This is a genomic window from Streptomyces sp. NPDC107550, from assembly GCF_055639095.1.
The window spans coordinates 306072-319116 of record NZ_JBVKBC010000006.1 but is presented as its reverse complement, the minus strand read 5'-3'; the positions used below and the strand labels follow the sequence as shown (position 1 = coordinate 319116).

11 protein-coding genes are annotated in these 13045 nt (G+C 73.9%); 7 read left to right on the top strand and 4 right to left on the bottom strand.

All coding sequences use genetic code 11. The features are described from left to right. Positions 1 to 160: 160 nt before the first annotated feature. The gene (gene cobT, locus ACZ7LY_RS12075; protein WP_471624425.1) at positions 161 to 1288 is read right to left on the bottom strand and encodes a nicotinate-nucleotide--dimethylbenzimidazole phosphoribosyltransferase; all 1128 of its coding nucleotides are present in this window, start codon (positions 1286 to 1288) and stop codon (positions 161 to 163) included. Positions 1289 to 1540: 252 nt separating this feature from the next. Between cobT and ACZ7LY_RS12070 the strand changes: the two genes are divergently transcribed. Next, a complete protein-coding gene (locus ACZ7LY_RS12070; protein ID WP_471624424.1) occupies positions 1541 to 2623 on the top strand; it encodes a class I SAM-dependent methyltransferase in 1083 nt (360 codons plus the stop codon). A gap of 59 nt (positions 2624 to 2682) precedes the next feature. Here the strand turns inward: ACZ7LY_RS12070 and ACZ7LY_RS12065 are convergent, their stop codons facing one another. Then, positions 2683 to 3888 (bottom strand): bifunctional adenosylcobinamide kinase/adenosylcobinamide-phosphate guanylyltransferase, encoded by a 1206-nt coding sequence (locus ACZ7LY_RS12065; protein ID WP_471624423.1) that lies wholly within the window; start codon positions 3886 to 3888, stop codon positions 2683 to 2685. Between the two features lie 94 nt (positions 3889 to 3982). Between ACZ7LY_RS12065 and ACZ7LY_RS12060 the strand changes: the two genes are divergently transcribed. Then, positions 3983 to 4201: a hypothetical protein gene (locus ACZ7LY_RS12060; RefSeq protein WP_471624422.1), complete on the top strand. Its 219-nt coding sequence runs from the start codon at positions 3983 to 3985 to the stop codon at positions 4199 to 4201. Between the two features lie 318 nt (positions 4202 to 4519). Here the strand turns inward: ACZ7LY_RS12060 and ACZ7LY_RS12055 are convergent, their stop codons facing one another. Further along, on the bottom strand, positions 4520 to 5227 hold the full coding sequence (locus ACZ7LY_RS12055; protein ID WP_471624421.1) for a class I SAM-dependent methyltransferase: 708 nt from the start codon (positions 5225 to 5227) through the stop codon (positions 4520 to 4522). Between the two features lie 83 nt (positions 5228 to 5310). After that, positions 5311 to 5946 carry a DUF3043 domain-containing protein gene (locus tag ACZ7LY_RS12050; RefSeq protein WP_471624420.1) on the bottom strand — a complete coding sequence of 212 codons (636 nt, stop codon included), beginning with the start codon at positions 5944 to 5946 and terminating at the stop codon, positions 5311 to 5313. 235 nt (positions 5947 to 6181) lie between these two features. On the opposite strand from ACZ7LY_RS12050, the gene ACZ7LY_RS12045 reads away from it, so the two are divergent. The 5 genes from ACZ7LY_RS12045 (at position 6182) to ACZ7LY_RS12025 (ending at position 12956) form a co-directional block, all read left to right on the top strand. Then, positions 6182 to 6979 (top strand): PspA/IM30 family protein, encoded by a 798-nt coding sequence (locus tag ACZ7LY_RS12045; protein WP_471624419.1) that lies wholly within the window; start codon positions 6182 to 6184, stop codon positions 6977 to 6979. Between the two features lie 33 nt (positions 6980 to 7012). Beyond that, entirely contained in the window at positions 7013 to 7291 is a 279-nt protein-coding gene (gene pspAA, locus ACZ7LY_RS12040; RefSeq protein ID WP_471624418.1) for a PspA-associated protein PspAA, read from the top strand. A 443-nt stretch (positions 7292 to 7734) separates the two neighbouring features. After that, positions 7735 to 8967 carry a sensor histidine kinase gene (locus tag ACZ7LY_RS12035; RefSeq protein ID WP_471624417.1) on the top strand — a complete coding sequence of 411 codons (1233 nt, stop codon included), beginning with the start codon at positions 7735 to 7737 and terminating at the stop codon, positions 8965 to 8967. Further along, the gene (locus ACZ7LY_RS12030; protein ID WP_471624416.1) at positions 8964 to 9662 is read left to right on the top strand and encodes a response regulator; all 699 of its coding nucleotides are present in this window, start codon (positions 8964 to 8966) and stop codon (positions 9660 to 9662) included. Before ACZ7LY_RS12035 ends, ACZ7LY_RS12030 begins: the two co-directional genes overlap by 4 nt. 162 nt (positions 9663 to 9824) lie before the next feature. Further along, positions 9825 to 12956 carry an efflux RND transporter permease subunit gene (locus ACZ7LY_RS12025; RefSeq protein ID WP_471624415.1) on the top strand — a complete coding sequence of 1044 codons (3132 nt, stop codon included), beginning with the start codon at positions 9825 to 9827 and terminating at the stop codon, positions 12954 to 12956. Positions 12957 to 13045 lie beyond the last annotated feature (89 nt).

Sequence of the window (13045 nt, the reverse complement as noted above, 5' to 3'; positions counted from 1 at the left end):
CACGTTCCCGTACGGGGGGTGCCGTGCTGTACGAGGTTGCCGTGCCGTACGAAGACGCCCGTGCCGTACGAGGTTGCCGTGCCGTACGTGGATGCCCGCCGGGGGAGCAGTGGCGGCCGGGGGGCGGTCACGGCCGGGGCGGGCCGTGACCGCGCCGGGGTCAGTCCTCGGCGGGGGCCGCCGCGTGCACCTGCTCCGGCTCGCCCGCGAGGTCCTCGTCGGGCGCGGACGGCGGCTCGGGGGCCGGCTTCTCCGGCAGCTCGGCCGCGAGCGCGGCGGCGGCCTGCACCAGCGGCAGCGCCAGCAGGCCGCCGGTACCGCCGCCGACCCGCACGCCCTGGTCGAGCAGCGGTTCGAGGGCCATCCGGTCCAGTGCCTTGGCCTGCGCCGGCTCCCCGCTGGTGTGCGCGGCGAGCCACCAGTCGGGGGCGCGGAACGCCACCCGCTGCCCGACCAGCGCGCAGGCCGCCGAGACGACCCCGTCGAGCACGACGGGCGTACGCCGCACCGCGCACTGGAGCAGGAAACCGGTGGCCGCCGCCAGATCCGCGCCGCCGACCGTGGCGAGCAGCTGGAGCTGGTCGCCGAGGACCGGGCGCGCCCGGCGCAGCGCGTCCCGCACCGCCGCGCACTTGCGCATCCACGCCAGGTCGTCGATCGGCTCGCCGCCGCGCCCGGTGACCACGGAGGCGTCCGTGCCGCACAGCGCGGCGACGAGGACCGCCGCCGCCGTGGTGCCGCCGACGCTGAGGTCGCCGAGCACCACCAGATCCGTACCCGAGTCGGCCTCCTCGTCGGCGATCTCCATGCCCGCGCGGAACGCGGCCTCCGCCTCGTCGAGGGTGAGCGCGTCCTCGATGTCGATGCGGCCCGAGCCGCGCCGCACCCGGCGGTCCACGACGGACGCGGGCAGTTCCTCGGGCGGGCAGTCCAGGGCCATGTCCACGACCCGCACCTGCACGCCGAGCCGCCGCGCGAGCACCGCGGCCGGGCCGGTGCCCTCGACGGTGTCCCGGACGAGGTCGGCCGCCGTGCCCGCCGCCCGCTTCGACACGTCGAGCCCCGCCACGCCGTGGTCGCCCGCGAACACGATCACGCGGGGCCGCGCCACGGGCCGTACGGGGACCGCGCCCTGCGCGGCGCTCAGCCACTCGCCCAAGTCGTCGAGGCGGCCGAACGCGCCCGGCGGCACGGCGAGCCGCGCCCGGCGCTCCTCGGCGTCGCGCCGCGTGCCACCGTCGGGGCGCTCGATCAGGTCGGTGAAGTCATCGAGATTCAGCGAGCTCATTCGCCGAACAGTACCGGCCTGGGGTGACGGTCCCGGGGCCCGGTGACGCCCGGCTCCCGGGTCGGGCTCCCGCTCCGGGGGCTGCGGCGCGCGGCGGGGGGTCGTTGTCTGCGCGACGATCATCCCTTACGGTCCGGTTTGGGTCGTATTGTCACACCGTCGGTCCGGTGGGCCCGCCGCCGGTCCGGCACCCGGTGACCCGCATCGCCGCACCGCCGCATCGCCGCAGCCCCGCCGGCCCCAGGAGCGCCCATGACCGTGCCTGCCCCCACCGCCCAGGCCGTGGCCGAGCGCCGCCCCGCCTTCCTCGCCGCACTCGCCCAGGGCACCGAACGCTTCCACGAGCCGCGCCGCCCCGACTGCCCCTGGTGCGGCTCCACCCGCCTGCGCACGCTCCTGCGCACCGGCGACCGGCTCGGCGGCAGACCCGGCGAGTTCACCGTCGAGCAGTGCCGCGCCTGCACCCACGCCTTCCAGAACCCCCGGCTCACCCCCGAGGGCGTCGCCTTCTACCGCCGCGACCCCGCCGACGGCGACCCGCACGCCGCCCGCGTCCACCGCGCCCTGCACCCCGCCGCCACGGCCCGCCGCCACCGCCTGCGCACCCTCGCCCTCGCCCGGCACCTCGAACCCGAGAGCTGGCTCGACGTCGGCACCGGCACCGGCGACTTCCCCGCCGCCGCCCGCGAGGTCCTGCCCTACACGGCCTTCGACGGGCTCGACGAGGGCCCCGGTGTCGAAGCGGCCCGCCGCGCGGGCGTCATCGAGGAGGCCCACCGGGGCACCCTCACCGCCCTGCTGCCCCGGCTCGCCGGGCGCTACGACGCGCTGAGCATGTTCCACCACCTCGCGCACACCCCGGACCCGCGCGCCGAGCTGAAGGCCGCCCACCGCGTCCTGCGCCCCGGCGGCCATCTGATGATCGAGGGCACCGACCCCGAGTGCCGCTACGCGGGGCTGCCCGGCGCGTGGTGGCTCGCCGCCCTCCAGCCCCGCCACCTGCACGTCATCCCGCTCGCCAACCTGCGCACCGAACTCGCCGCCCTCGGCTACACCGTCGTCGCCGTCGACCGCCGCGAACCCCACGTGCCCTTCGACCTCGCCGCCGCCGGCGCCCTGCTCGTCGCCCGCTGTCTGCCCGCCGCCGACGAACCCTGGCGCGCCAAGGCCCCCGGCGCCCTCCAGCGCGCCGCGCGCTCGGTCCTGACCCGGGCCGCCGCGCCCGCCGTCATCGCCTCCGGCGCCGCCGACCGCGCGCTCGCCCCGCTCGTGCGCCGCACCCGCTTCGCCAACGCCTACCGCGTCATCGCCCGCCGCGACGCCGTCGCCCTGTGACGCGCCGCCCTGTGAGGCGCGCACGGTGAACCGGTGACCCCGGCGGGCCTGGCGGCGGTTCAGCCGCGCAGGGGGAGCGCCTGCCCGGCCACGACGAGCAGCACGTGCTCGCACTCGGCGGCGAACGCCGCGTTCAGCCGCCCCAGCTCGTCCCGGTAGCGGCGCCCCGACGCGGTCGCGGGCACGATCCCCGAGCCGACCTCGTTCGACACCGCCACCAGCGTGCGCCGCGTCCGCCGCACCGCGTCCACCAGCTCCGCGACCCGCGCCCGCAGCGCCTTCTCGCCGCCGCCCGCCCACTCCGCGTCGTCCCAGGCCCCCACCTCGTCCATCGCGTACGTCAGCCACAGCGACAGGCAGTCGACCAGCAGCGGCGCCGGGTCATCGGTGTCGTCGAGCAGCGGTACGAGATCGCAGGTCTCCGCCGTCCGCCACGACCCCGGCCGGCGCTCCCGGTGCAGGCTCACCCGCCGCGCCCACTCGCTGTCGCCGCCCCGGGTGCCGCCCGTCGCCACGTACAGCACGTCGGGGAACGCCTCCAGGCGCCGTTCCGCCTCCACCGACTTGCCCGAGCGGGCGCCGCCGAGGACCAGCGTGCGGCGCGGCACGTCCGGCACGCTCTCGTACGCGCCCACGTCCAGCGTCGTCCCGTCCGGCACCGCGCGGGCGCCCGCAGCGGCCAGCCGGCGGCGCAGCTCGGGGCCCGGGGGCACGTCGTGGTCCAGATGGACGGCCAGCACGTCCGTCGTCGGCCCGACCGCCCCGGCCGCCCGCAGCCGCGCCAGCGCGTCCGGCCGCCCGATCACGTCTAGCACCACCATCTCGTACGGGCGGCTCGCCTCCCGCGTGCCCGCGAGCGCCGCGCCCGGCGGCAGGTACAGCAGCCGCTCGCCGTCCGGGCCGCTCACCTCGTAGCCGGTGCCGGGCGCGTCCAGGGCGAGCGCCCGCACCCGGTGCCCGCTCATCAGCGCCAGCTCCCGCCCGTCCGGCACCCGGCCCGGCTGCGGCAGCCCCGCCGGCACCTCGACCGGCGGCCCGTCGTGCGGGTGCGAGAGCAGCACCTGCCGTACGCCGGCGAGGCTGTGCCCCGCGCGGGCCGCGGCGAACACCGCGCCGGGCGTCAGGTCGAGCAGCAGCGTGCCGTCGATCAGCAGCGCCGTCGCGGCGCGGGCCGAGGGGCCGAGCGCGCCGGCGCAGGCCGCGCAGGGGCAGTCGGGGCGGGGCAGTCCTTCGGGGGCGCCGGTGCCGAGCAGTGTCAGTTCCACGGGAAGATCCTCCCGCGCCGCCCCCGGGGCCGCTCGCCCGGCTAGGCTTCCAGGGACATCCGAGGCATCGGACACCCCATACCGGGAGGCTGACATGGCGGCGTGGACGTGGCGGTTCGAGAAGTCCGACGGCACGGAGGTGCCTCCGGCGGTGCAGCCGGAGGAGTTCACGACCCAGGGCGACGCCGAGTCGTGGATCGGCGAGTTCTGGAAGGAACTGGCCGAGGGAGGGGCCGATCAGGTCACCCTCTTCGAGGACGAGACCAAGATCTACGGGCCGATGGGCCTGCGCGAGGAAGAAGCCACCGCCTGACCCGGCCCGACGCTCCCGGTGTGCCCGTCTCCCCGCCCGGGGAGACGGGCAGAGGCAGTCATGCCCGGATTGTCACGTCCGTACGGAACCCGCGCGCGCCCTGCGCCGCCGAAGAGGTGGCCCGCCCCCCGGACCCCGCTCCTCAATCGCCGGAGGGGCTTGTTCGACCAGCGCCGAGACCAGCCCCGCCAGGGGCGCGGGGAACTGCGCGACCAGCCACGACGAAACCCGCACCCGGCGCCGCACCCCGGGGCGGACTCGGCCCGCCAGGACTCGGCCCACCCGGGCACAGGCCCGCCGAGGCAGCGGGCGTCGTCGTCAGCCGCGTACGCCGCACAGGTGCAGCAGCGCCGCCACCCGCCGGTAGGGGTCCGTGCGGCCCGCCCGCTCCTCCGCCGCGAACAGCGTCTGGAGCTCGCCCTTCTCCGGCGTCGCCGCACCGTCCGCCGCCTGGTCGGTGAAGACCCGCACCCCGTACCAGGCGTGCAGCGGCGCGCCGATCCCGGACAGCGTCGCCGTCAGCGCCTCCAGCCGGTCGGCCCGCACGTCGAGCCCCAGCCGGTTCGTGTACGCCGTGGTGTCGAACGCGCCGAGCGCGCCCACCCAGTCGCCCGCGAGCCCCGGGCGCATGGCGAGGGCGTCGCCGTTGCGCACGAGCAGCGACAGCAGGCCGCCCGGCGCCAGCATCCGTGCCAGACCCGCGAGCAGCGCGTCCGGATCGTCCACGTACATCAGGACACCGTGGCAGAGCACGATGTCGAAGCTGCCCGGCAGGAAGTGGACGCCCGTCTCCATGCCGCTGCCCTGCACGAGCCGCACCCGGTCGCGCACCCCGGGCGGCTCCCCGGCCAGCGCCAGCGACGCCGCCGCGACCATCTCCGGGTCCTGCTCCACGCCGGTCACCTTGTGCCCGGCGCGGGCCAGCCGCAGCGCCTGCGTGCCCTGGCCCATGCCCACGTCGAGCACCCGCAGGCGCTGACCGACCGGGAACCGGCCGGCTATCTGCTCGTCGAGCTGCCGCGCCACCAGCTCCTGCCGGACGACGTTGCGCAGGCCCCCCAGCCTGTCCAGCCAGGACTGCGCCGCGGCACCGGCGAAAGCCTCCGTGCTCAGGGTCGTTCCCCGCGCTTGACCTGCGGCTTGGGGAGCCGCAGCCGCTTCATCTGGAGCGTGCGCATCAGCGCGTACGCCACCGCGCCCTTGCGGCGCTCGTCCGGGAACTTCTCCGCGAGGCGCTTCTTCAGCCGGAAGCCGGTGATCACCGAGTCGATGACGATGGCGACGATCACGAACAGCCACAGCAGCAGCGCGATGTTCTGCAACGAGCCGACGCGGACCATGCTCAGGACGAGGATGATCACCGCCATCGGCAGGAAGTACTCGGCGATGCTGAACCGCGAGTCGACGAAGTCACGCGCGTACTTGCGCACCGGGCCCTTGTCACGGACGGGCAGATAGCGCTCGTCCCCGTTGGCCAGGGCCTGGCGCTGGCGCTCCATGGCGGTGCGCCGCTCGTCGCGCTGGCGGGCGCGGGCCTCCTTCGGCGACATCTTGGTGTTGGCCACGCTGCGGCGCTGCGACTGGGCCGCGCTGCGCTTGGGCGTGGGGCGGCCCTTGGGCGCCTGCGGGTCTCGGGTCTGCTTGGACGAGGCGGAGGCGGTCACCGGGGTCTTGTCGGCCGGGGCCTTGTCGTCCTTGGATCGGCTACGGAACACAAAAGCCAAGGGTACGTGGTTGCCGGGCATGGACCACAGGCCCGTGGGGAACGATCCGGCAACGCCGTGCGTCCCTCTGGCAGAGGCAGCCGGGTCCCACCTACTCCTTACGCCGGAGCGGAGCGGACCGCAGTCGTCCTTGGGGATGAGCGCATCCGCACCTGAACAGTGCGGTAATGGAAGCAGGACCCGTACTGTGGGTTCTGTCGCAGTGCTGGGGCTGTGTCGGCCGGTCGGAACTTTCAGAAGGGGGCGCGCGAAGCCCATGAGCGGTGTCATGAAGCGTATGGGGATGATCTTCCGCGCGAAGGCGAACAAGGCCCTGGACCGGGCCGAGGACCCGCGCGAGACCCTTGACTACTCGTACCAGAAGCAGCTCGAACTGCTCCAGAAGGTACGGCGCGGCGTCGCGGACGTCGCCACCTCCCGCAAGCGCCTGGAGCTTCAGCTCGGGCAGTTGCAGTCGCAGTCCTCCAAGCTGGAGGAGCAGGGCCGCAAGGCGCTGGCGCTCGGCCGCGAGGACCTCGCCCGTGAGGCGCTGTCCCGCCGTGCCGCGCTCCAGCAGCAGGTCACGGACCTGGAGACGCAGCACCAGACGCTCCAGGGCGAGGAGGAGAAGCTCACCCTCGCGGCCCAGCGCCTGCAGGCCAAGGTCGACGCCTTCCGTACGAAGAAGGAGACCATCAAGGCCACCTACACCGCCGCGCAGGCGCAGACCCGGATCGGCGAGGCGTTCTCCGGCATCTCCGAGGAGATGGGCGACGTGGGCCTTGCCATCCAGCGGGCCGAGGACAAGACGGCCCAGCTCCAGGCGCGGGCCGGCGCCATCGACGAACTGCTCGCCTCTGGCGCCCTCGACGACCCCTCCGGCATGGCCAAGGACGACATCCAGGCCGAGCTGGACCGGCTCTCCGGTGGTACGGATGTAGAGCTGGAGCTGCAGCGCATGAAGGCGGAACTGGCCGGCGGTTCCTCGTCCTCCCAGGCGGCGATCGAGGGCGGCGAGGGCCAGTCCCGGCAGGCGCAGCAGCCCCAGGACGCTCCGCGCTTCGACAAGCAGTAGCCAGCCCAGCCACGCAGTCCCGAGGAGGCCGACGTGATCGTACGGATCATGGGGGAGGGGCAGGTGGAGTTGTCCGACGACCACTTCACCGAGCTCAACCAGCTCGACGACGAGTTGCTCGCCGAGATGGAGAACGGGGACGGGCCCGGGTTCCGGCGCACCCTGGCGCGGCTGCTCGACGCGGTTCGGCGCCTGGGCACTCCCGTGCCGGACGAGTCCCTCGCCCCCTCGGAACTCATTCTTCCGGCGCCGGACGCCACGCTGGACGAGGTCCGCGCCCTCCTCTCCGACGACGGCCTGATCCCGGGCTAGTCCCTGGCGGGGCTCGGCCGGACGAACTGCCCGCACGCCCTCGTTCGCCTGCGGCCCGGTGGGTGGCTGGTCGCGCAGTTCCCCGCGCCCCTATCGGGGCACTACGCGTGCGTGGTCACCTGCGCGCCGGTGGGGCTTCTCGCGCAGTTCCCCGCGCCCCTGAGGGAGCGGGGCTTCGCCCCAGCTCCCCAGGGGAGGAGGTGGCGACGCAGTCGCCCCTCCAGGGGCGCGGGGAACTGCGCGAGCAACCACGACGAATGTCGAGGATCAAGACCACGGGCAGGCCCACTTACCCAGGGGCGCGGGGAACTGCGCGAGCAGCCACGACGTGAGTCGAGGACGAGGAACCCGCCCGAGGGGGCTGCCACCCCAAGGGGCGCGGGGCCGCCCCAAAAAGGAACCGCACCTAGAACCCAGGCCCGAAAGAGGCAACCGTGTCCCCGGTGACCACCCTGGTGACCTGGTCCCGCACCCACCCCCTGGCCCTGGACACCCTGATCGCCACAGGCGCCCTGATCTGCATGATCGCCGGCTCCTTCGTAGACCCGAACAGCCCGGAAGGCACGTACGCCTGGGGCGCGAGAACCCCGGCCCCCCTCAGCCTCGTACTGATCGTGCTGGCCGCCGCCACCCTCGCCCTGCGCCGCACCGCCCCCATGTACGTCCTCGTGGCGACGGCCACCCTCTCCACCGTGGAGATCATGACGGGCGACCCCCGCGCCCCCGTCGTGATGGCGGCCGTCGTCGCCCTCTACACCGTTGCCGCCACCACCGACCGCCCCACCACCTGGCGCGTCGGCCTCGCCACGATGGCCGTCCTCACCGGCGTCGCCATGCTCGACGGCCCCCTGCCCTGGTACGCGCAGGAGAACCTCGGCATCTTCGCCTGGACCGGCATGGCCGCCGCCGGCGGAGACGCCGTACGCTCCCGGCGCGCCTTCGTCACCGCGATACGGGAACGCGCCGAACGCGCGGAGCGCACCCGCGAGGAAGAGGCCCGCCGCCGCGTCGCCGAGGAACGCCTGCGCATCGCCCGCGACCTGCACGACGTCGTCGCCCACCACATCGCCCTGGTCAACGTGCAGGCCGGGGTCGCCGCCCACGTCATGGACAAGCGCCCCGACCAGGCCAAGGAAGCCCTCGCCCACGTCCGCGACGCCAGCCGCTCCGCGCTCGACGAACTGCGCGCCACCGTCGGCCTGTTGCGCCAGAGCGGCGACCCCGAGGCCCCCACCGAACCCGCGCCCGGCCTCGACCGGCTCGACGACCTCGTCGCCACCTTCCGCCACGCCGGCCTGCCCGTGGAGGTCGCCTGCGCCCCCGGCACCCCGGCGCTGCCCGCCGCCGTCGACCTCGCCGCCTTCCGCATCGTGCAGGAAGCCCTCACCAACGTCCGCAAGCACGCGGGCCCGGGCGCGAAGGCCGAAGTCAGCGTCGTACGCGTCGGCCCGGCGATCGAGGTGACCGTCCTCGACAACGGACCCGCGGCCGCCCCGGACGCGGGCCCCCCGGCCGAGGGCGGCGGACACGGACTGCTCGGCATGCGCGAGCGGGCCTGCGCCCTCGGCGGCTCCCTCACGGCGGGCCCGCGCTACGGCGGCGGCTTCCGCGTCCATGCGATCCTGCCCGTCAACGCCCGTACCGCCGACACCACTTCAGGGGACGCCACCGCATGACCAGCGGCACGATCAGGGTTCTGCTCGCCGACGACCAGGCCCTGCTGCGCAGCGCCTTCCGGATCCTCGTCGACTCCGAGGCCGACATGGAGGTCGTCGGCGAGGCGTCCGACGGCGCCGAGGCCGTCGACCTCGCCCGCCGCCACCGGCCCGACGTCGTCCTGATGGACATCCGCATGCCCGGCACCGACGGCCTCGCCGCCACCCGCGAGATCAGCGCCGACCCCGCACTCGACGGCGTCCACGTGGTCATGCTGACGACGTTCGAGGTGGACGAGTACGTCGTGCAATCGCTGCGCGCCGGCGCCTCCGGCTTCCTCGGCAAGGGCGCCGAACCCGAGGAACTGCTCGGCGCGGTCCGGATCGCCGCCGCCGGTGAGGCCCTGCTGTCGCCCGCCGCCACCAAGGGCCTGATCGCCAGGTTCCTCGCGCAGGGCGAGGGCCACGACGAGGACGCGGCGTCCGGCGGCGCGCACGCCGAGCGGCTCGCCGCGCTCACCGGCCGCGAACGCGAGGTCCTCGTCCTCGTCGCCGGCGGCCATTCCAACGACGAGATCGCCGAGCGGCTCACCGTCAGCCCGCTCACCGTCAAGACCCATGTGAACCGGGCCATGGCCAAGCTCGGCGCCCGCGACCGCGCCCAACTCGTCGTCATCGCCTACGAGTCGGGGCTGGTCCGCCCGAGGGTGGAGTGAGCCGGGCACCCTCGTACTACGGCCGCAGTACGCGGCCCGGCGAAACGGGACCTGGGAGCGACGAATCCGGCGGCCCCCGTGGACCAGGCTGGAGCCGGTCCCCTGCGCATGTCCGCGTCAGGGTTCGTCATCCGGCTCACGTCCCACGGAGAGACCCAGCCCATGTCCTGGCTGTCGAGATTCAGCCTCGCTCAACGCGCCCTGATCGGGCTGATGTCGATCATCGCGATCGTCTTCGGCGCCATCGCGATCCCTCAGCTCAAGCAGCAACTGCTGCCCACCATCGAACTGCCCATGGTGTCCGTGCTCGCCCCCTACCAGGGCGCGTCGCCCGACGTGGTCGAGAAGCAGGTCATCGAGCCGCTGGAGAGTTCCATCGACGCGGTCGACGGGATCACCGGCATCACCTCGACGGCCAGCGAGGGCAACGCGGTGGTGATGGCCCAGTTCGACTACGGCAGCGGCTCCAAGCAGCTCGTCGCCGACGTCCAGCAGGCCGTCAACCGCGCCCGCGCCCAGCTCCCCGACGGAGTCGACCCGCAGGTCGTCGCCGGCTCCACGGACGACATCCCGACCGTCGTCCTCGCCGTCACCTCCGGCAAGGACCAGCAGGCGCTCGCCGACCAGCTCGACCGGACCGTCGTCCCCGCCCTCAAGGACATCGACGGCGTCGCCCAGGTCGCCGTGGACGGCGTCCGCGACCTCCAGGTCGACGTCACACCCGACGACAAGAAGATGGCCGCCGCCGGAGTCGGCGTCCAGGCGCTCAGCCGTTCCCTCCAGGCCGGCGGCGCGACCGTGCCCGCGGGCTCCTTCGACGAGGGCGGCAAGAACCGTACGGTCCAGGTCGGCGGCGGGTTCACCTCGCTCGCCCAGATCGAGGACCTGATGATCGGCGGCGAGGGCGTCAAGAAGCCCGTGCGCCTCGGCGACATCGCCACCGTCAAGCAGCGGCCGTCCGCCGCCGACTCCCTCACCCGCACCGACGGCCGCCCGAGCCTCGCCGTCGTCGTCACGATGGACCACGACGGCTCGGCCGTCACCATCTCGAACGCCGTCAAGGACAAGCTGCCCGCGCTGCGCCAGGACCTCGGCTCCGGCGCGAAGCTGACCGTCGTCAGCGACCAGGGCCCGGCCGTCTCCAAGTCCATCTCGGGCCTGACCACCGAGGGCGCGCTCGGCCTGCTGTTCGCGGTCATCGTGATCCTGGTCTTCCTCGCGTCGCTGCGCTCGACGCTGGTCACCGCGGTCTCCATCCCGCTCTCGGTCGTCCTCGCGCTGATCGTGCTGTGGACCCGCGACCTGTCCCTGAACATGCTGACGCTCGGCGCGCTGACCATCGCCATCGGCCGGGTCGTGGACGACTCCATCGTCGTCCTGGAGAACATCAAGCGGCACCTCGGCTACGGCGAGGAGCGCAAGGAGGCCATCCTCACCGCCGTCCGCGAGGTCGCGGGCGCGGTCACCTCATCGACCCTGACCACCGTCGCCGTGTTCCTGCCGATCGGCCTGGTCGGCGGCATGGTCGGGGCCCTGTTCGGCTCGTTCTCGCTGACCGTCACGGCGGCGCTCCTCGCGTCCCTGGTCGTCTCGCTCACGGTCGTGCCGGTGCTCTCGTACTGGTTCCTGCGCGCCCCCAAGGCCGTCCAGGGCGTCGACCCGGACGAGGCCCGCCGCGTCGCGGAGGAGAAGGAGGCCCGCTCGCGGCTCCAGCGGCTGTACGTGCCGGTGCTCCGGTTCGCCACGCGCCGCCGCCTGACCAGCGTGCTGATCGCGGTCGCCGTCCTCGTCGGCACGTTCGGCATGGCGCCGCTGCTGAAGACGAACTTCTTCGACCAGGGCGAGCAGGAAGTCCTGTCCATCAAGCAGGAGTTGAAGCCCGGCACGAGCCTCGCCGCGACCGACGCGTCCGCGCGCCGCGTCGAGAAGGTCCTCCAGGGCATCGACGCCGTCAAGGACTACCAGGTCACCGTCGGCTCGTCCGGCTTCATGGCGGCCTTCGGCGGCGGCACCGACACCAACCAGGCGTCGTACCAGGTCACCCTCAAGGACAAGGCGTCGTACGAGGCCACGCAGCACCGCATCGAGCGGGAGCTCGGCAAGCTGTCCGGGGTCGGTACGACGACGATCTCGGCCGGTGACGGCTTCGGCAGCCAGGACCTCAGCGTGGTCGTCAAGGCCGCCGACGGCTCGGTCCTCGACCGGGCGGCGGAGCAGGTCCGTAAGGCCGTCGCCTCGCTCGACGACGTCACCGACGTCACCAGCGACCTGTCCCAGTCCGTGCCCCGGATCTCCGTCAAGGCCAAGCCCGCCGCCGCGCGTGCCGGGTTCGACGACGCGGCTCTCGGCGCGGCCGTCGGTCAGGCGGTGCGCGGCACCACCAGCGGCAAGGCGATCCTCGACGACACCGAGCGGGACATCGTCGTGAAGTCGGCGAAGCCGGCCACCACGATGGACGAGCTGGCGAAGCTGCCGATGGGCCCGCGCGGTCTCAAGCTCGGCGACATCGCCACGGTCAAGCTCGTGGACGGCCCGGTCTCCATGACCCGGATCGACGGCGCCCGCGCGGCGACGATCACGGCGAAGCCGACCGGCGACAACACGGGCGCGGTCAGCGCGGACCTCCAGTCGAAGATCAAGGCGCTGAAGCTGCCGAAGGGCGCCACGGCGACCATCGGCGGGGTCACCTCCGACCAGGACGACGCGTTCAAGAACCTGGGCCTGGCGATGCTCGCGGCCATCGCGATCGTCTTCATGCTCCTGGTGGCGACGTTCCGCTCGCTGGCGCAGCCGCTGATCCTGCTGGTCTCCATCCCGTTCGCGGCGACCGGCGCGATCGGACTGCTCGTCGCCACGGGTACGCCGATGGGGGTCCCGGCGATGATCGGCATGCTGATGCTCATCGGCATCGTCGTCACGAACGCGATCGTCCTCATCGACCTCATCAACCAGTACCGGGCCCAGGGACACGGCGTGGTCGAGGCGGTCGTCGAGGGCGGCCGGCACCGGCTGCGGCCGATCCTGATGACGGCGCTTGCGACGATCTTCGCGCTGCTCCCGATGGCCCTCGGGGTCACCGGAGAGGGCGGCTTCATCGCGCAGCCGCTGGCGGTGGTCGTGATCGGCGGTCTGATCACGTCGACCCTGCTGACGCTCCTGCTGGTCCCGACGCTGTACGCGATGCTGGAACTCCGTAAGGAGCGGCGGGCCAAGAAGCGGGCGGCGAAGAGGGGTTCGGCGGTGCCGGAGCAGGCGGCGCCCGAACCCGAGCCCGCGGAACCGTCCCGGGCCTGACAGCGGTGAGGCGAGGGGGCAGCCCCCTCGCCTCACCACCCGCCCGCGGCCCGGTGGGGCTTCTCGCGCAGTTCCCCGCGCCCCTGACG

Excerpts from the sequence above, each read along its gene's own strand:
- cobT (WP_471624425.1), bottom strand. The coding sequence starts at position 1,288 with ATGAGCTCGCTGAATCTCGATGACTTCACCGACCTGATCGAGCGCCCC.
- ACZ7LY_RS12070 (WP_471624424.1), top strand. The coding sequence starts at position 1,541 with ATGACCGTGCCTGCCCCCACCGCCCAGGCCGTGGCCGAGCGCCGCCCC.
- ACZ7LY_RS12060 (WP_471624422.1), top strand. The coding sequence starts at position 3,983 with ATGGCGGCGTGGACGTGGCGGTTCGAGAAGTCCGACGGCACGGAGGTG.
- ACZ7LY_RS12050 (WP_471624420.1), bottom strand. The coding sequence starts at position 5,946 with ATGCCCGGCAACCACGTACCCTTGGCTTTTGTGTTCCGTAGCCGATCC.
- ACZ7LY_RS12045 (WP_471624419.1), top strand. The coding sequence starts at position 6,182 with ATGAGCGGTGTCATGAAGCGTATGGGGATGATCTTCCGCGCGAAGGCG.
- ACZ7LY_RS12030 (WP_471624416.1), top strand. The coding sequence starts at position 8,964 with ATGACCAGCGGCACGATCAGGGTTCTGCTCGCCGACGACCAGGCCCTG.
- ACZ7LY_RS12025 (WP_471624415.1), top strand. The coding sequence starts at position 9,825 with ATGTCCTGGCTGTCGAGATTCAGCCTCGCTCAACGCGCCCTGATCGGG.